13 protein-coding genes and 1 pseudogene are annotated in these 17,339 nt (G+C 65.6%); 9 read left to right on the top strand and 5 right to left on the bottom strand.

Features of this window, described 5'->3' with window-relative positions; genetic code table 11:
* The first annotated feature begins 66 nt into the window (after window positions 1–66).
* Window positions 67–2,799, top strand: coding sequence for an EAL domain-containing protein (locus tag ABIA45_RS07610; RefSeq protein ID WP_404651575.1), 2,733 nt, complete (start codon window positions 67–69; stop codon window positions 2,797–2,799).
* Between the two features lie 81 nt (window positions 2,800–2,880).
* Here ABIA45_RS07610 and ABIA45_RS07605 read toward each other — a convergent pair whose 3' ends face one another.
* Window positions 2,881–4,215 (bottom strand): S41 family peptidase, encoded by a 1,335-nt coding sequence (locus ABIA45_RS07605; protein WP_404651573.1) that lies wholly within the window; start codon window positions 4,213–4,215, stop codon window positions 2,881–2,883.
* Window positions 4,216–4,517: 302 nt separating this feature from the next.
* Between ABIA45_RS07605 and ABIA45_RS07600 the strand changes: the two genes are divergently transcribed.
* From ABIA45_RS07600 to ABIA45_RS07570, 7 genes are all read left to right on the top strand, one after another.
* Complete coding sequence (locus tag ABIA45_RS07600) at window positions 4,518–5,651, top strand: alpha-hydroxy acid oxidase (protein WP_271537729.1); 1,134 nt, start codon at window positions 4,518–4,520, stop codon at window positions 5,649–5,651.
* 26 nt (window positions 5,652–5,677) lie between these two features.
* The gene (locus ABIA45_RS07595) at window positions 5,678–6,301 is read left to right on the top strand and encodes an HAD family hydrolase (protein ID WP_404651572.1); all 624 of its coding nucleotides are present in this window, start codon (window positions 5,678–5,680) and stop codon (window positions 6,299–6,301) included.
* A 158-nt stretch (window positions 6,302–6,459) separates the two neighbouring features.
* On the top strand, window positions 6,460–6,663 hold the full coding sequence (locus ABIA45_RS07590; RefSeq protein ID WP_128265692.1) for a hypothetical protein: 204 nt from the start codon (window positions 6,460–6,462) through the stop codon (window positions 6,661–6,663).
* Window positions 6,664–6,881: 218 nt separating this feature from the next.
* A complete protein-coding gene (gene glp, locus ABIA45_RS07585; RefSeq protein WP_271537726.1) occupies window positions 6,882–8,090 on the top strand; it encodes a gephyrin-like molybdotransferase Glp in 1,209 nt (402 codons plus the stop codon).
* A 176-nt stretch (window positions 8,091–8,266) separates the two neighbouring features.
* A complete protein-coding gene (gene lexA / locus ABIA45_RS07580) occupies window positions 8,267–8,968 on the top strand; it encodes a transcriptional repressor LexA (protein WP_036009965.1) in 702 nt (233 codons plus the stop codon).
* A 389-nt stretch (window positions 8,969–9,357) separates the two neighbouring features.
* On the top strand, window positions 9,358–9,792 hold the full coding sequence (locus ABIA45_RS07575; RefSeq protein ID WP_271537723.1) for a hypothetical protein: 435 nt from the start codon (window positions 9,358–9,360) through the stop codon (window positions 9,790–9,792).
* A 217-nt stretch (window positions 9,793–10,009) separates the two neighbouring features.
* Window positions 10,010–10,951 (top strand): GAF domain-containing protein, encoded by a 942-nt coding sequence (locus ABIA45_RS07570; protein ID WP_271537721.1) that lies wholly within the window; start codon window positions 10,010–10,012, stop codon window positions 10,949–10,951.
* Window positions 10,952–10,957: 6 nt separating this feature from the next.
* Here the strand turns inward: ABIA45_RS07570 and ABIA45_RS07565 are convergent, their stop codons facing one another.
* The 4 genes and pseudogenes from ABIA45_RS07565 to ABIA45_RS07550 form a co-directional block, all read right to left on the bottom strand.
* Window positions 10,958–13,237 carry a ComEC/Rec2 family competence protein gene (locus ABIA45_RS07565; RefSeq protein ID WP_404651569.1) on the bottom strand — a complete coding sequence of 760 codons (2,280 nt, stop codon included), beginning with the start codon at window positions 13,235–13,237 and terminating at the stop codon, window positions 10,958–10,960.
* A 95-nt stretch (window positions 13,238–13,332) separates the two neighbouring features.
* Window positions 13,333–13,452, bottom strand: a pseudogene (locus tag ABIA45_RS07560) (DUF2171 domain-containing protein); the annotation flags it as partial.
* A gap of 158 nt (window positions 13,453–13,610) precedes the next feature.
* Window positions 13,611–13,997, bottom strand: coding sequence for a nuclear transport factor 2 family protein (locus ABIA45_RS07555; protein WP_157283616.1), 387 nt, complete (start codon window positions 13,995–13,997; stop codon window positions 13,611–13,613).
* Window positions 13,998–14,014: 17 nt separating this feature from the next.
* Window positions 14,015–15,691, bottom strand: a complete 1,677-nt coding sequence (locus ABIA45_RS07550) for a glutamine--tRNA ligase/YqeY domain fusion protein (RefSeq protein WP_404651567.1) — start codon at window positions 15,689–15,691, stop codon at window positions 14,015–14,017.
* 155 nt (window positions 15,692–15,846) lie between these two features.
* On the opposite strand from ABIA45_RS07550, the gene gltX reads away from it, so the two are divergent.
* Window positions 15,847–17,274, top strand: coding sequence for a glutamate--tRNA ligase (gltX, locus tag ABIA45_RS07545; RefSeq protein WP_404651565.1), 1,428 nt, complete (start codon window positions 15,847–15,849; stop codon window positions 17,272–17,274).
* The last annotated feature ends 65 nt before the right edge of the window (window positions 17,275–17,339 follow it).

Genomic DNA, 17,339 nt, shown 5'->3' with positions numbered 1-17,339 from the left:
CGTAAACCAACGGATGTTCTCAGGGTCCTGAATTGATCCTGACGTGTGCGCGGCAACGAATCCAGCATGAAGATGAAATTCGGCAATCGTCTGTTTGACCAGGTCTTCGTGCGCAGCGGTCCGATCCGCTGGCTGGTGGTTGGCGGCACGCTGCTGATCGCGGCCATCGCCATAGGCTCGGTCCTGATCGCGCAAAATTTCCGGGAGCGGGCGCTGCGCAATTCCGGCCGCGAGCTGGAAAACACCGTACTGCTGCTCGCTCATCATTTCGACCAGCAATTGCAGGACTTCGCCGTCATCCAGAAGGATTTCGTCGATCACGTCCGCACCACCGGAATTGCGACCGGAGAGGACTATCGCAAGCGCCTCTCGGGCGAGGACGTGCATCGGAGGCTGCGGTCGAAGATCGAGGCGCTGCCCTACATGGGCGGCGTCAACATCATCGATGCCGAAGGCAATCTGATCAATTCGTCGACGGCGTGGCCGGCCCCCAAGGTGAATGTCGCCGATCGTGCCTACTTCCGCACCTTCAAGTACGATCCCAATGCGCCTGATGTCCTGATCGAGCCGCTGCACAGCCGCGTCTCCGGTGCGTGGACCATTCTGGTGGCCCGGAGGGTCGTCGGGCCACGCGGCGAGTTCCTCGGTGTGGTCGGACGCGGAATCGAGCCCGCCAACTTCGAGAAGTTCTTCGCCTCCGTGGTGCTCGGCGAAGGCGCGACGATCTCGATGCTGCATCGCGACGGCACACTGCTCGCCCGCTATCCGCAGTCCGGCGAATTGATGGGGCGAAACTTCAAGACCGGACCGTTCGAGCATCAAAGGGTGTTCGGGCTCGATCATTTCGCCGGCCGCTTCAACAGCCCGGTCGACGGCGAGGACCGGCTGATCTCCTCCCGCGCCCTGCCCCACTTCCCGATCCTGGTGATGGCCACCACGACGCGCGCAGCAGCCCTGGCGGACTGGCGCGAGCAGATCGGCATTCTGATCTCGATCGCAGCCTCTTCCGCGCTCGCGATCGCAGGCGTGCTGATTGCCGTCGTGCGCAAGCTGCTGGAGCAGCACCGCCTTTCGCGCGAACAGCTGACGCTGGAGAAGCAGCGGCTCGACCGCGCCGTCAACAACATGACGCAGGGCCTGTTGCTGTTCGATTCCGAGCAGCGGCTCGTGGTCTGCAACCAGCGCTACATCGAGATGTACGGCTTGTCGGCCGAGATCGTGAAGCCCGCCTGCAGCTTTCGCGACATCATCGCCCATCGCAAAACGACCGGCTCGTTTACCGGCGACGTCGATGCCTACGTCGCGCGCGTCCTGAAGGACATCCATCTCCGCAACTCCATGGTGGTCGATACCGCCGACGGCCGTTCGATCCACATCCTCAACGAGCCGCTCGCGGATGGCGGCTGGGTGGCGACCCATGAGGACATCACGGAGCGCCGGCGCATCGAGGAGCGCATCACCCACCTCGCCCACTACGACGCGCTGACGGACCTGCCCAACCGCGCCATGTTTCACGAGCATCTGCGGCAGGAGCTGGCTGCGGCCCGCCACGGCGAGCAGACCGCGGTGCATTACATCGACATCGACGAGTTCAAGGGCGTCAACGACGCGCTCGGCCATCTCGTCGGCGACGAGCTGTTGAAATCGATCGCGACGAACCTCCGCCGCTGTGCCGGCCCGGCAGACTTCGTGGCGCGCCTCGGCGGCGACGAATTCGCCATCGTGCAAGGCGCGGTGACGTCGTTGGATCAGGTCAACGAGCTCGTCGCGCGTGTCTTCGAAACCATCCGCACGCCGGTCGACTGCATGGGCCATCATCTCACCAGCGACGCCAGCATCGGCATCGCGCTCGCGCCGGAACACGGCACGGCGCTCGACCAGATCCTGAAGAATGCGGACATGGCAATGTACGCGGCCAAGTCCGCCGGACGCCACACCTACCGCTTCTTCGAGCCGGCCATGGACGCCAAGGTCCGCGAACGCCGCGACCTCGAGGGCGACCTGCGCCACGCCATCGCGCAAGGCGGCCGCGAAGGCGGGCTCGAGGTGTATTACCAGCCCTGCCTCGGCCTGAAGGACGACCGCATCACCGGCTGCGAGGCGTTGGTGCGCTGGCGCCATCCCGAGCGCGGCTGGGTCTCGCCGGCGGATTTCATCCCGATCGCCGAAGACACCGGCCTGATCAACGAGATCGGCGAATGGGTGCTGGCGACCGCGTGCCGGGACGCGGCAAGCTGGCCCGACGACATCCGCCTCGCCGTCAACGTCTCGCCGGTGCAGTTCAAGAGCGGCACGCTGGCGCTGAAGATCATGGCGGCGCTCGCCGCGTCGAACCTGCCGGCGAGCCGGCTCGAGCTCGAGATCACCGAGGCGGTCCTGATCCGCGACGACGATGCCGCGCTTGCCATCCTGCACCAGCTCCGCGCCATCGGCGTGCGCATCGCGCTCGACGATTTCGGCACCGGCTACTCGTCGCTGAGCTATCTGCACCGCTTCCCGTTCGACAAGATCAAGATCGACCGCTGCTTCGTCGAGGACATCGCCCGTCCCGACGGCTCCGCCAGCATCGTTCAAGCCGTCGTCAACCTGGCGCCCGCCCGTCGCATGACCACGACGGCCGAAGGCGTCGAGACCGAGGAGCAGCAGCGTCTGCTGCGCACGCTCGGATGCTCCGAGATGCAGGGCTATCTGTTCAGCGCCGCCAAACCCGCCGACAAGATGCTGGAGCTGTTCGCGCTGCACCGCAGCCGGCTCGCCCGGCGCGAAAGCCGCGAGAGCCGCCGCCGCGAGGTCGGTTAGGCCGAAACGGCGCTGCAAACCAAATCGCCCGGAAGCGGTCCTCCGCTCCCGGGCGAAACATGATCCGAAACGTCGTAAGATCTAGTTCGGCACTGCGGCCTTCGTCGCAGGCTTGGCGGCGATCGCATTTGCCGTAACGCCGCGGAGGAAGTCGTAGGCTGCGTGCAGAGCCTTATCGTCCTTCTCTTCCGGCGGAACGTAGGACTGCGATCCGGTCTGCTCGGTGCCGTCGGCCGACAGATGCCCGCGCATCTGGGATTCCGCCATGGTGTCCATCCGCCCCTTCAGCTCGGGCGGCACGTCCTGGAGGATCTCGATGTCGGGCGCGATGCCTTGGGCCTGGATCGAGCGGCCCGACGGCGTGTAGTAGCGTGCCGTGGTCAGCGCCAGCGCGCCATTGCCGGAGCCGAGCGGAATGATGGTCTGCACCGAGCCCTTGCCGAACGATCGCGTGCCGATCAACGTCGCGCGCTTGTGGTCGTGCAGTGCACCGGCAACGATCTCCGAGGCCGAGGCCGAGCCGCCGTTGATCAGCACCACGATCGGCTTGCCTTTGGTGAGGTCGCCGCCATGGGCGGTGAAGCGCTGGGTTTCTTCCGGACTGCGGCCGCGGGTCGAAACGACCTCGCCGCGCTGCAGGAAGGCGCTCGACACCGACACGGCCTGGTCGAGCAGGCCGCCCGGATTGTTGCGCAGATCAACCACATAGCCGGCGAGCTTCTCCGGCGGGACCTGCTTGGAGACCGAGGCGATCGCCTTCTTCAGGCCGTCGGCGGTCTGCTCGTTGAACGAGGTGATGCGGATATAGCCGATGTCGCCGTTCTCGACGCGGAAGCGCACCGGACGCACATGGATGATCTCGCGCGTGATCGCAACCTCGAGCGGCGCATCCGCGCCCTTGCGGATGATGGTCAGCTTGGTCTTGGTGTCGACCGGTCCCTTCATCTTGTTGACCGCCTGCTCGAGCGTCATGCCCTGCACGGCCTCGCCGTCGATCTTGCCGATGAGGTCGCCGGACATGATGCCGGCCTTCGAAGCCGGCGTGTCGTCGATCGGCGAGACGACCTTGACGAGGCCATCCTCCATCGTGACCTCGATGCCGAGCCCGCCGAACTCGCCGGAGGTGGTCTCCTGCATCTCGGTCCAGGCCTTGGCGTTCATGTAGCGCGAATGCGGGTCGAGCGAGGTCACCATGCCGGTGATCGCCCCCTCGATCAGCTTGGCATTGTCCGGCTTCTCGACATAGCTGGCCTTGACCCGCTCGAACACCGCGCCGAACAGATTGAGCTGGGAATAAGCATCATTCGCACTCACTGCCGCCCGCGCTGCCCATACGCCGCCCTGCGGGCTGGCTACCAGAAGGGTCAGGCACGCTCCCGTGAGCGCGCCCAGGGGGAACAGCAGGGTTTTCCGCATGAAGGTGCCTTTTGCTTGGCGTTTCTCTTGAGGCTGGGAAACGCCATGCAAATGGCGATCCAGTCCATCTCTCACAATACCATTCTGGTTTCTTCAAGGCCGGGATGCCGCGCTGGCGGGTACACCGAAGAAATCTCTTCGCCTTGGCCTAAACTTTTGGCAACGTTCCGAAACTGTTTCGAAGCAACACGACGCCGGTCCGAGCCGCTCACGCCTCGCAGCTATGCGATTTTAGGATGGTTTTGGAGGGCCGGACGCGATAGGCGATGGCGACAAGACTTCAAATTCTCGGGAGGACAACAATGAATGAAGCGCCCCGCATCCGGCCGGAACGGAACGTCGAGCTCGGCGCCAGCGACGAGCCGTTCCAGAACCTGCACGAGTTCATCCGGAAGGCGCGCGCCAACCTCAACCAGAATGCCTGGGACTACATCGTCGGCGCCGCCGAGACCGAGACCACGATGCGGCGCAATCGCATGGCGCTCGACGAGATCGCCTTCCGCCCGCGCGTGCTGCGCGACGTGCGCAGGATCGATGGCAGCGTCGAGCAGTTCGGCCGCAAGCTGCGTCTGCCGGTGGTGCTGGCTCCCGTCGGCGCACTCGAGATCTTCGATCCGGATGGCGCGGCGAGCGTCGCGCGCGCTGCAGGCAGGTTCGGCGCCGCGCACATGCTGAGCTCGGTGTCCGAGCCCGGCCTCGAGACGACCGCCGAGGCTGCCCCCGATGCACTGCGTCTCTATCAGCTCTATGTCCGCGGCGACGATGCCTTCGTCGCCGATGTCGTCAGCCGGGCCGAGAAGAACGCCTATGCCGCCTTCTGCCTGACCGTCGACACCGCCCATTACAGCCGTCGTGAACGTGACATCGCCAAGCGCTACGTTCGCGAGAGCCGCCTGCGCGCCACCGGCGGCGATTTCCAGAAGGGCCTGGAGTGGCGGACCGTGAAGATGATCAAGGATACGTTCAAAATTCCGCTGATCCTCAAGGGTATCGCCACGGCCGAGGATGCGCAGATCGCGCTCGATCACGGCGTCGAGTGGATCTACGTCTCCAACCATGGCGGACGCCAGCTCGACCACGGCCGCGGCGCCATGCACGTGCTGCCGGAGATCGTCGACGCCGTGAAGGGCCGCGCCAGGATCATGGTCGACGGCGGCTTTTGCCGCGGCACCGACATCGTCAAGGCGATCGCGGCGGGCGCCGACCTCGTCGGCATCGGCCGGCTGCAATGCTGGGCGCTGGCGGCAGCCGGCGAAGCCGGCGTCGCACGGATGCTGGAGCTGCTCGAAGACGAGGTGCTGCGCTGCCTCGGCCTCCTGGGCGCCACCTCATTCGCCGAGATCGATAAATCCTGCCTGCATCCGGCGACCGCCACCAACGCGCCCAGCGTGTTCAGCGCGTTCCCGCTGTTCGATCACGAGCCCTATCGTTACTGACGCGCCATACTGAAGTGAAGGACGCAATGACATCGCTCTCTCCCGGCAGCGCGGATGCGCTGCTGTTCGACCTCGGGCGCGTTGTGCTCGACATCGACTTCTCCAAGGCGATCGCCTGCTGGGCGGGACATGCCGGCTGCCAGCCCGAGGCCATCATCGCGCGCTATGTGCGCGACGAGGCCTACCGGTTGCACGAGATGGGCAAGATCAGCGATGCGGACTATTTCGCCTCGCTGCGGTCCTCGCTCGGGATCGGCATCTCGGATGCGCAATTCCTGGAAGGCTGGAACGCGATCTTCGCCGGCGAGATGCCTGATATCGCCGAGCTGCTGCCGCGGGCGGCGAAGCAGATGCCGCTCTATGCCTTCTCCAACACCAACCGGCCGCACGTCGACTATTTCTCGAAGGAATATGCCGGTCTGCTCGGCCATTTCCGCGAGCTGTATCTGTCCTCCAGCATCGGCCTGCGCAAACCGGATGCCGAGGCCTTCGACCATGTCGTGGCGGCGATCGGCGTGCCGGCCGAGCGCATCGTGTTCTTCGACGACCTCGCCGAGAACATCGAGGGAGCGCGGGCGCGCGGGTTGACCGCCGTGCATGTCACCTCGCCGCGTGATGTCGGGAGCGCATTGAAAGCACTGGGGATCTGAGCCGCGGGAAAGCCCGAAACGCGATCACTTCCCGGAACAAAAACTGCTGAAATTGTGGAACCTGATCACTTTGTGCATTTTTATACAGAGTTCCGGGAACGGAATACCACCTTTCGGACTCATGAGTCCGTTGGGACTTCTACATTGGACTGATCGACGTGCTGGGCAAGACCTATCTCACCAAGCAAGCCTCTCTCCTGCTCGAATTCGCTAGAACCACCTCGGATTCTGACCTCTCCGCCAAGCTGATCAGCAAGGCCGCCGACCTGAAATCCCAGGCCGATCCGCTGCCCGACAAAGATCAGGGTCCCAAGGCGCCCGACGTCGCGGATTTCAGTCCAGGCGATCCGACGGAGCGTTGACCGATGCTGGCCGTGGCGCTCGTCATTCTCGTCCTTGCCATGGCAATCCTCGTTCCGGTCTGTCTCGCCTTCCGCATCATGCCGCGGCGGAGTTGAGCCGACCTCCTCCACCCGCGATCACGCAGGATAAATCATCCCGCGTGCTGCTTTGCCTCACGCCTGCACTCGGCTAGAACTCTCGCCGCCCATTGACTGATGTGCTCAGCAGGAGTTCGCCCGTGGCCCTGATGCCGGTTTCTGACGCGCTTGCCGCGGTGTTGGCCGGCGTCGAGCCGCTGGCTGAACAGATGGTTTGCCTCGACGAGGCCTACCATCGTGTGCTCGCCCGCGATGTCGCGGCACGGCGCACGCAGCCGCCGGAGGCAATGTCGGCGATGGACGGCTATGCCGTGCGCACGGCGGACGCGGCATACGATTCGAGGTTGACCGTCGTCGGTGAGGTCGCGGCGGGCCGGCCGTTCGCGGGAAGCGTCGGCCCCGGCGAAGCCGTGCGGATCTTCACCGGCGGCGTCGTTCCCGACGGCGCCGATGCCGTCGTGATCCAGGAGGACACGGCTGCCGACGGCAAACATGTCACGATCAAGGAAGCCGCCATTTTCGGCCGGCACATCCGCCCTGCAGGCGTCGACTTCCGCGAAGGCGACGTGCTGCTGCGCAAGGGAATCCGTCTCACCGAGCGCGATCTCGCCCTTGCCGCCGGAATGAATCATCCGCATCTCGCCGTCATCCGCCGCCCGAGGGTTGCCGTTCTCGCCACCGGCGACGAGCTCGTGATGCCGGGCACCACGCCTGGTCGCGGCCAGATCGTCTATTCCAACGGCTATGCCCTGCATGCGCTCGCCCGCAGCGAGGGCGCCGAGACCATCGACCTCGGAATTGCCGCCGATACGCTGGAGGCGACGTCCGCCGGCATCCGCAGCGCGCGCGAGAGCGGCGCCGACATCCTGATCACGACCGGCGGTGCGTCGGTCGGCGACCACGACCTGGTCCAGCAGGCGCTCAAGGGCGAAGGCATCGCGATGGCGTTCTGGAAGATCGCGATCCGGCCCGGCAAGCCGATGATGCACGGTCGACTAGGCGCGATGCGCGTGATCGGCCTGCCCGGCAATCCCGTGTCGTCCTACGTGTGCGCCTTCCTGTTCATGGTGCCCTTGATTCGCGCCCTGTCGGGCCGTTCAGCGATTCATCATCAGCGCGAGCGCGCCGTGCTGGGCCGCGATCTCGCCGCCAACGACCAGCGCGAGGATTATCTGCGTGCGCGGCTGGAGGTGCGCGACGACGGCACGCGCGTCGCCCTTCCCGTCAGCCATCAGGACTCCTCCCTGCTTGCGAATCTCGCTGCGGCACAGGTACTTCTCGTGCGTGCACCGTTCGCGCCGAAGGCCGAGGCAGGGACGCCTTGCGAGGTGCTCCGGCTGCCCGTCTGAGCCACCCAGCCACACGCATTCCGCGAGTTTGGCCGCGTTCACCATAAATTAAGCAGTTGCGGAACACATATCGAACATATAGTGTCCGTTCATGATTTGTTTCGAGGATGTAGCGGCTTATTGCCGACTTCATCGTCTCGGAATCGAACGACATCAACCGGGGGACTTTGGTCGAGATGTTGACGCGCAAACAATACGAGCTTCTGCGGTTCATCAGCGAGCGTCTGAAGGAAAGCGGCGTGCCGCCGTCCTTCGACGAGATGAAGGATGCGCTCGACCTGCGCTCGAAGTCAGGCATCCATCGCCTGATCACTGCGCTCGAGGAGCGCGGCTTCATTCGCCGCCTGCCCAACCGTGCCCGTGCCATCGAGGTGATCAAGCTGCCCGAGCTCCAGGCCGCCGCCGGCAATCGCCGCGGCTTCACCCCGAGCGTCATCGAGGGCAATCTCGGCAAGGTGCGCGCGAGCTCCAGCCCGCCCGCGGACGAGGGCGAGCGCCCCGTCGCGGTGCCCGTGATGGGCCGCATCGCCGCCGGCACGCCGATCGAGGCACTGCAGACCCGCAGCCACACCATCAGCGTGCCGCCGGACATGCTCGGCTCGGGCGAGCATTACGCGCTCGAAGTGCGCGGCGATTCGATGGTCGAGGCCGGCATCCTCGACGGCGACATGGCGCTGATCCAGCGCAACGAGACCGCAAATACCGGCGACATCGTGGTGGCATTGATCGACGACGAGGAGGCCACGCTCAAGCGCTTCCGCCGCCGCGGCGCCTCGATCGCGCTCGAGCCCGCCAATGCCGCCTACGAGGTCCGCATTCTTCCGCCGAACCGCGTGAAGATCCAGGGTAAGCTGATCGGGCTTTATCGGAAGTACTGATACCGGAAGTCTCAAGCGCCGCGCGCGCTTCGATCGGCATCGGCGATCCAGGATCGGAGCGGATACTTGTCCGCTCCGGCGGGACGGTTTGTCTGGTTCTGCGCCGGCTGTCCGGTCTATCTTCCCGCGCGACATTCGCCCGTGCAGGCGCGCAGCAATCTCTCTCTGCTTCGCCGGTAGAGTTGTGCCGGCAGTGCTGATAGCTGCGGCCAAATGCAAGGACGCGAGGTTTGTTCCTATCGAATCCGGGAAAGATAATGTGATCGCGTGCTGCGAACGCGAGCCGCAGATTTGCCCATAACCGAGCAGAGCGTTGTATGCTTCCACTCTGATAGAGGCCTGCGCCTCGAAAGAGACGCGGGTCGCTATCCCAGCATGAGGAGCACCCGATGTGTGACTACAGCCTGCATGCCGTCGCGACGCGCCCCGCCGTAGTCGGCGAGACGATCGTCACGACAACCTTCCGCGGCACCTCGACGCGCGGCTTCGCTTCTGAAGCCGATCCCTCCGTCGCGGTCTGTCTGCTGCCGGGAACGGAGCTCGCTTTCGCCGACGACGTCCGCTACGACAACCGCTGGATCTGGACGCGCACCGTGAACTCTCGCGTCGGCAAGTTCGGCAAGATCGACCCGCACATTCCCGATCGCCATCATGACGCGATCGAATTTCCCGACGGCAAATATGTGCTGGTGACGCAGCTCGTCGAAGGCCAGCGCGCGACCGTGCTGCAATTGCCGGTGACGCAGCCGGCCCCCGAGCGCGAGCACAAGCCGCAGACCGTCGCCGACACGCGGCCCACGATCACGCGCCTGCCGATCGGCTGACGCCCTTCGGCCGAAAGGCCGAGCCCGGGATTGAAATTGCCGTCGCCGGCCGAGGCCGGCGAGCCCGGTGGGTTTTTGTTTCAGGACATTCGATCGGCGAGCCCGCCGCCGCGCCTCGTCGCCGCATGAAGTTTGGGCCGTCCTGCCTGAATTTTGAACGTTCGCTCCGCAGCCAAATGACCGATGCTGCAGTGGCTTGAGGCGGCGGACAGACTCGATGAAGACCTTCATTCGCGTCGTTGAACTCTGGGTACCCGACCGGACGCGCATGCGGCTGGAATTCGGCGGCGGCCTCTACGACGAAGGGCTGTCCGCGTTCAAGGCCGTCAGCGAAGAGCTGCACTTCGGATATGACGAGGGACTTCCAGGCAAGGCCTGGGCCTGTGGCCACCCCGTCATCCTCACGAAATTCGCCAACTCCTATTTCAAGCGGACCGATCAGGCCGCTGCGGCCGGCCTCACCTGCGGCGTGGCGGTGCCGGTGTTCGCGGGCGAATTCCTGCAAGCCGTGCTGGTGCTGTTCTGCGGCGACGACGAGGCGCACGTCGGCGCGATCGAACTCTGGCACAACGATCCTGATCTCTCGCATGAGATGGGGCTCGTCGATGGCTATTACGGCACCGCGGACATGTTCGAATTCAACTCCCGCCACACCAGATTTCCGCGCGGCTTCGGCCTGCCCGGACGCACCTGGAAGGCGGGCCTGCCACTGATCATCAAGGACTTGCACGACGCCAAGAGCTTCTTGCGCTGGGAGGACGCCGCCAAGGTCGGGATCAATCTCGGCGTCGGCGTGCCCTACGGAACCGGTACCGACCAGACCTGGGTTCTGACATTCCTGTCCGCGCAGGCAACGCCGATTGCACGACGCTTCGAGATCTGGGTCCCGAACGAGGACCGTTCGGCGCTGGTCTTTCGCGCCGGCGATTGCAGCGCACAGACCGACCTCGCCGCACGCTATGCGGCGCAGTCCATCGCCAGGGGCGAAGGCAGCATCGGCGGCGCCTGGGCCGCCGGCATGCCCGCGCTCAACGACGATCTCACCCGTGACGGCTCGATAGCCGGCTCCGAAGCCTGCGCAGCCGGGCTGAGCCGAATGGTGGCCCTGCCGGTCATCGGCAACGGAAGGCTTGACGCCGTGCTGGCCTGGTATTTGTGATCCGCGTCAATCGTCGGCCTGCAAGTCGGCCTCCGATGGCGTTGCGTCCCGGCTGCGGGGCACGGCCGCCTTCGGCACCAGGCTGCCGTCGAAATCCCCCTCGCCGGCGCCGGCAGGCAGCCAGGGACGGCTTGCCCCTCTCGCTCTCACCGCCTGCACCGAAAAACCCTCTCCGCTTCGCGTCAGAGCCAGTGCGCCCTGACTGGCAAGACGCGCCCGATCGACCACCATCGCCGCGCAATCGGACGGCGCGGGCCGCGCCGTCACCACCAGCGCGGCGCGGCTGCAATCATCGGCCAGCGCGTCGATGCGCGTCGCCAACGCGATCAGTCGTCCGTCCGCGAGCGGCGCCACGCAGCCGGACTCGTCACACGACACCCCGCTCGCCATCGAGGCGTTACCGGCATCGCGCGGATCGGCATCGGCAGCCAACCACTCCTTCAGCAGGAAGCTGTCCTTGCTGGCGCGGATCACCTGCAAGCGCCCATCCCCGCCCCGGACCGCGACGCTCGCGCCGTCCCCGGCAATCAGGATATCCGGCTGCCGTACCGACAGTCCCCAGAGGATCGCTGCCAGCAGCACCAGGGCGCCGGACCAGCGCAAGGGCGTGCGCAACAGGCCCATCACGATGAGCCCGAGGCTCGCCGCGATCAGCGGCGCGATCCCGAAGGCGGGAATGCGGCCAACGGCGCCCGGCAGGGCCGCCACCCAGCGCGCGACCAGGACCATCCACTCGATGCCGATCCCCATCAACCACCAGAACACGCCGTCGAGCCCGAAGGGCGCCGCGAGCAGCCCCAACAGCCCGGCCGGCATCACCAGCGCCGAGACCACCGGCATGGCGCCGAGATTGGCGAGCACGCCGTATGGCGTCACGCGATGGAAGTGGAAGGCGGCGTATGGCGTGGTCGCGAGCCCCGCGATCAGCGAGGCCAGGAACAGCATCGCGATCTCGCGGCCGCCCCACAACGCGATCCGCGCCGTTGCGGGATGATCGGGCGAGGCGAGCAGGTTCGGCATGCCGATCTGCACCAGCGCCACCAGCCCGAGCGTTGCCGCAAACGACATCTGGAAGCTCGGATGCACCAACGCCTCCGGCGCGACCGCGAGCACGATCAGCGCCGCCACCGCCAGCGTGCGGAAGGTGATGGCGCGGCGGTCGACCATCACGGCGATCAGCACCACCGCCGTCATGAAGAAAGATCTTTGCGTCGCGACCTCCGCGCCCGACAGCAGAAGGTAAAACGCGGCCGCGACCAGCGCCGCCGCCGCCGACCACTTCTTGATGGCAAAGCCGGCCGCCAGCCCCGGGATCAAGGCCAGCAGCGCGCGCACCGCGAAGAAGACGACGCCGGCGACGACCGCCATGTGATAGCCGGAGATCGACAGCACATGGCCGAGTCCCGAGACGAACATGGCATCGTTCACGGGCGCGGTGATCGCATCGCGCCGCCCCGTGAGCAGCGCCGTCGCAATCGCGCGGTTGTCGCCTTCGAGCGTTGCGCGGATGCGCGCATCGATCGCGTCGCGCAGGCCCTGCATGAAGGCGGCATAGCGCAGCCGCAGGCCGCCGCCATCCGGCGGCGAGGACGCCGTGATCGCGCCCATCACGAAGCCGGAGGCGCCGATGCCCTGGAAGAACATGTCGCGCGAGAAATCGTAGCTGCCGGGGCGCACCGGTGAGATCGGCGGCATCAGCCGCGCCTTCAATTGCACGAAGCTGCCGACCTCCGGCGCCGTGCCCTTGCGCACCGAGAGGCGGACGCGCTCGAGCTTGACGTCGCTGCGCTGCGCCTCTATCGCGCTGACGCGCAGCACGAAGCGATCGGTGCGCTCGCGGATGTCGCGCGCTTCCACGAAGCCCGACAGCGACACCGAATAGAGCGGTTTTGCCAAAACGGTGTGCGCGATACGCGCGGTCTTCCAGGTCGCCACGGCAAAACCAGCCGCGACCGCCGCGAGCATGATAGCAGGCGCAAACAGCCGACTTCGCCGCAGCAGCAACGCGCCGAGCATCAGCGCGATGGCTGTGGCGGCAACCACCCACAGCACCGGCTCATGATCGGCGGCGAAATAAAGCGCGATGCCGCCGCCGAAGGCGACCGGCACCCACGGCAACAACCGGCCAGGCCCGGCCTCGGCCCGCGCCCATTGGCGCAGCGTGTCGACGATCGCCGGCCAGATGCCGAGGCCCGCTGGCGCCAAGCCGCCGGCCGGGGCGGCGCGGCCGACCGGCCACGTCCCGGCAACTCCCTGGGACCGTCCTGGCCGGCCCGGCTCCGCCATTCCCCTGCACCTTACGATACGCGACGGCTGCAGAGGCTACCGGACCGTGCGGCTGCGCGAATAGCGGTACAGATCAGGAACAGGCGTGGACCGGCTTACTTTTCCTCTTTCATCGTCACGGCGACGTCCGCCTTGGCAGACAGCCTCACCTTGTGTCCTTCGACATCGGCAACAACGCCCTTGTCGATGAAATGATGGTGCCCTTTGGAGTCACCTCAACCCTCGGAGAGAACTCCGGTTCGTATCCTTCCGTCATTCCGGGGCGCGCCACTTGGCGCGAGCCCGGAATCCATAACCACGAACTGGGGTTATGGATTCCGGGCCTGGCCCTTCGGGCCATCCCGGAATGACAAACTGGTGAAGAGAGTCCTGCTCAGATCAGCGGCGCCTGCGACGAGGCGTGGTGATTGACGATCTTCCAGTCGCCGTCCTCGCGGATGATGACCCAGCTCATCTTGACGACGAGATCATCCCGCTCGCCCGCGAGATCGAACGTGATGGTCGCGGCCATGTTGATCAGATCAGGGCCGGCCTGCGCGGCGTGCACGTCGGAGAAGGTCGCGCTCGGCCTCCCCCAGCGCGGCAGGCCGTTGAAATAGTCGGCGACGCCATCTCGGCCGCGATAGAGCTTCGGGTTCGAACCGAAGAAGAACGCGTTCCTCGCATAGAGCGACGACAGCGCGGCTGCATCGAGCGTCGCGAAGCCGGCGCACCATTTCGCGATGATGGCGGAAACGATGGCGTCGGCTTCGCTGCTCATGTCCTGCTCAGCCCTTCTCAACCCTTGGCGACTTCCTTCGCGAACGTGTCGCGCAGGCCGATGGTGCGCGAGAACACCGGCTTGCCGGGCGTCGAGTCCTTGTCGCGCACGAAATAGCCCTGACGCTCGAACTGCATCGGCTCGGTCGAATTGCTCTCCGCAACGGATGCCTCGACCCGCGCATCGGCGAGGATCTCCAGCGAGTTCGGGTTAAGATCGGCCGCGAAGTTTGAGGCATCCGGGCTCGGATTAGCGAACAGCGGGTTGTAGATGCGGATCTCCGCCGACTTGGAGGCCGCTGCCGGCAGCCAGTGCATGGTCGCCTTGACCTTGCGGCCGTCCGGCGCATTGCCGCCCTTGGTCGCGGGATCATAGGTGCAGCGCAGCTCCACCACCTCACCCTTGTCGTTCTTGATCACGCCGGTGCACTTGACGAAATAGGCATAGCGCAGCCGCACCTCGTTGCCAGGCGACAGGCGGAAGAACTTCTTCGGCGGGTTCTCCATGAAGTCGTCCTGTTCGATATAGAGCTCGCGGCCGAACGTGATCTTCCGCGTGCCTGCCGAGGGATCGTCGGGATGATTGATCGCCTCGAGCTCCTCGGTCTGCCCTTCCGGATAATTCTCGATCACCACCTTGAGCGGCTTCAAGACCGCCATGCGCCGCTGCGCCGTGCGGTTCAGCTCCTCGCGGATGCAGAACTCCAGCATGCCGACATCGACGACGCTGTTGGCCTTGGCGACGCCGATGCGCTTGACGAACTCGCGCAGCGCGGCCGGCGGCACGCCGCGCCGGCGCATGCCCGCCATGGTCGGCATGCGCGGATCGTCCCAGCCCGCGACATGGCCGTCGCGGACGAGCTGCGTCAGCACCCGCTTGGACAATAGCGTGTAGGTCAGGTTCAGCCGCGCGAATTCGTACTGGTGCGGTTTGGACGGCACCGGCAGCTTCTCGATGAACCAGTCGTAGAGCGGCCGGTGGTCCTCGAACTCCAGCGTGCAGATCGAATGCGTGATGCCTTCGATGGCATCCGACTGGCCGTGGGCATAGTCGTAGCTCGGATAGATGCACCATGCGTTGCCGGTGCGCGGATGGTGCGCATGCAGGATGCGGTACAGCACGGGGTCGCGCAGATTGATGTTGCCCGCGGCCATGTCGATCTTGGCCCGCAGCACGCGCGCGCCGTTGGGGAATTCGCCCGCCTTCATGCGGCGGAACAGGTCGAGGTTCTCCTCCACGGAGCGTTCGCGGAACGGCGAATTCTTGCCGGGCTCGGTCAACGTGCCGCGCGAGAGGCGGATCTCCTCCTGGGTCTGGTCGTCGACATAAGCGAGGCCGTCGCGGATCAGCTGCTCCGCCCATTCGTACAGGCGGTCGAAATAGTCCGAGGCGAAGAACAAGTTCTTGCCCCAGTCGAAGCCGAGCCAGCGCACGTCGGCCTGGATGGAATCGATATATTCCTGCTCTTCCTTGACCGGATTGGTGTCGTCGAAGCGCAGGTGGCAGCGGCCGGGAAACTCCTGGGCGACGCCGAAGTTGAGTGCGATCGACTTGGCGTGGCCGATATGCAAGTAGCCGTTGGGCTCCGGCGGGAACCGGGTCACGATCTCCTTATATTTGCCCTGATCGAGGTCGGCCTGGATGATGTCACGAATGAAATCGCGCCCAACCTCAGCTGCCACCGGTTCTGTCATTACGAAAATCCTGTAGGGAAATCAGCGGTCCTTCTGCCAAATTCGCGTGGCCGCGCCAAGAGCATAAGCAAGGCCTGCCGGGTCCGCAGTCGCCCTTTAGTTATGTCCCGTTCCTGCTATACACCACCGCCTCCAATGCATAGGCCCTGCCAAGAATGTCCGATTCCGCCGTCACGCGCTTCGCTCCCTCGCCGACCGGCTTCCTCCATATCGGGGGCGCCCGCACGGCGCTGTTCAACTGGCTCTATGCCAAGAAGCACGGCGGCAAGATGCTGCTGCGGATCGAGGACACCGACCGGGAACGCTCCACGGAGGCGGCGATCGGCGCCATCCTCGACGGGTTGAAGTGGCTCGAGCTCGGCTGGGACGGCGAGGTCATCTACCAGTTCGCCCGCGCCGCCCGGCACCGCGAGGTCGCCGAGCAGCTGCTGGCCGACGGCAAGGCCTATCGCTGCTACGCCACCGCCGAGGAGCTTGCCGCCATGCGCGAGAAGGCGCGCAGCGAGGGGCGCACCCGCCTCTATGACGGCATGTGGCGCGACCGCGACCCGGCGACGGCTCCGAGCGACGTCAAGCCCACCATCCGCCTGCGCGCGCCGCAGACCGGCGAGACCGTGATCGAGGACCAGGTGCAGGGCCGCGTGGTCTGGCAGAACGAGAACCTCGACGATCTCGTCCTGCTGCGCGGCGACGGCAACCCGACTTACATGCTCGCCGTGGTGGTCGACGACCACGACATGGGCGTCACCCATGTGATCCGCGGCGACGACCACCTGATCAACGCCGCGCGCCAGAAGCAGATCTACGATGCGATGGGCTGGGCGCTGCCCAGCATGTCCCATATCCCGCTGATCCACGGCCCGGACGGCTCGAAATTGTCCAAGCGGCATGGCGCGCTCGGCGTCGATGCCTATCGCGCGATGGGGTACCTGCCGGCTGCGCTGCGCAACTACCTCGTCCGGCTCGGCTGGAGCCACGGCGACCAGGAGATCTTCTCGACCGAGGAGATGATCGAAGCGTTCGATCTCGGCAGCGTCGGCCGCGCCGCCGCCCGCTTCGATTTCGCCAAGCTGGAAAACCTCAACGGCCACTACATCCGCCACGCCGACGATCAATCGCTCGTGAAGATGTTCGAGGACGTGCTCGACCACATCGTGCCGAGCCGCGACGAGATCAAGGCCAAGTTAAACGACACCACGCGCGCGCAGCTGCTCAAGGCCATGCCGGCCCTCAAGGAGCGCGCCAAGACCTTGATCGAGCTGATCGACGGCGCCCATTTCATCTTCGCCGACCGGCCGCTGGCACCGGATCCCAAGGCGCAGGCGCTGCTGACGCCCGAGAACCGCAAGCTGATCGGCCAGCTACATTCCGCGCTGGAGAAAGTCGAGACGTGGAGCGGCGCCACCACCGAGGCCGCGCTGCGCGCCTTTGCCGAGGAAAATAGTCTCAAGCTCGGCGCGGTCGCCCAGCCGCTTCGGGCGGCGCTCACCGGAAGGACGACGTCCCCTGGTATATTTGAGGTTTTGGACGTGCTGGGGCGCCAGGAAAGCCTCGGCCGGCTTAGGGATCAGGCTACGACGTAAGTCGACCATGCGTGCGGCGATCTTGCAGCGCACATAGCAATAATATACCCATCTCCCCCACATTC

Origin of the sequence: Bradyrhizobium sp. USDA 336, from assembly GCF_044908355.1 — a bacterium.
Classification (GTDB): Bacteria; Pseudomonadota; Alphaproteobacteria; order Rhizobiales; family Xanthobacteraceae; genus Bradyrhizobium; species Bradyrhizobium yuanmingense.
This window is presented reverse-complemented; position numbering and strand designations above follow the sequence as displayed.

What these genes read in the sequence shown, in the direction of transcription:
- ABIA45_RS07610 (WP_404651575.1), top strand. Translation starts at nt 67, where the DNA reads ATGAAGATGAAATTCGGCAATCGTCTGTTTGACCAGGTCTTCGTGCGC.
- ABIA45_RS07605 (WP_404651573.1), bottom strand. Translation starts at nt 4,215, where the DNA reads ATGCGGAAAACCCTGCTGTTCCCCCTGGGCGCGCTCACGGGAGCGTGC.
- ABIA45_RS07600 (WP_271537729.1), top strand. Translation starts at nt 4,518, where the DNA reads ATGAATGAAGCGCCCCGCATCCGGCCGGAACGGAACGTCGAGCTCGGC.
- ABIA45_RS07595 (WP_404651572.1), top strand. Translation starts at nt 5,678, where the DNA reads ATGACATCGCTCTCTCCCGGCAGCGCGGATGCGCTGCTGTTCGACCTC.
- lexA (WP_036009965.1), top strand. Translation starts at nt 8,267, where the DNA reads ATGTTGACGCGCAAACAATACGAGCTTCTGCGGTTCATCAGCGAGCGT.
- ABIA45_RS07575 (WP_271537723.1), top strand. Translation starts at nt 9,358, where the DNA reads ATGTGTGACTACAGCCTGCATGCCGTCGCGACGCGCCCCGCCGTAGTC.
- ABIA45_RS07570 (WP_271537721.1), top strand. Translation starts at nt 10,010, where the DNA reads ATGAAGACCTTCATTCGCGTCGTTGAACTCTGGGTACCCGACCGGACG.
- ABIA45_RS07565 (WP_404651569.1), bottom strand. Translation starts at nt 13,237, where the DNA reads ATGGCGGAGCCGGGCCGGCCAGGACGGTCCCAGGGAGTTGCCGGGACG.
- ABIA45_RS07555 (WP_157283616.1), bottom strand. Translation starts at nt 13,997, where the DNA reads ATGAGCAGCGAAGCCGACGCCATCGTTTCCGCCATCATCGCGAAATGG.
- ABIA45_RS07550 (WP_404651567.1), bottom strand. Translation starts at nt 15,691, where the DNA reads ATGACAGAACCGGTGGCAGCTGAGGTTGGGCGCGATTTCATTCGTGAC.
- gltX (WP_404651565.1), top strand. Translation starts at nt 15,847, where the DNA reads ATGTCCGATTCCGCCGTCACGCGCTTCGCTCCCTCGCCGACCGGCTTC.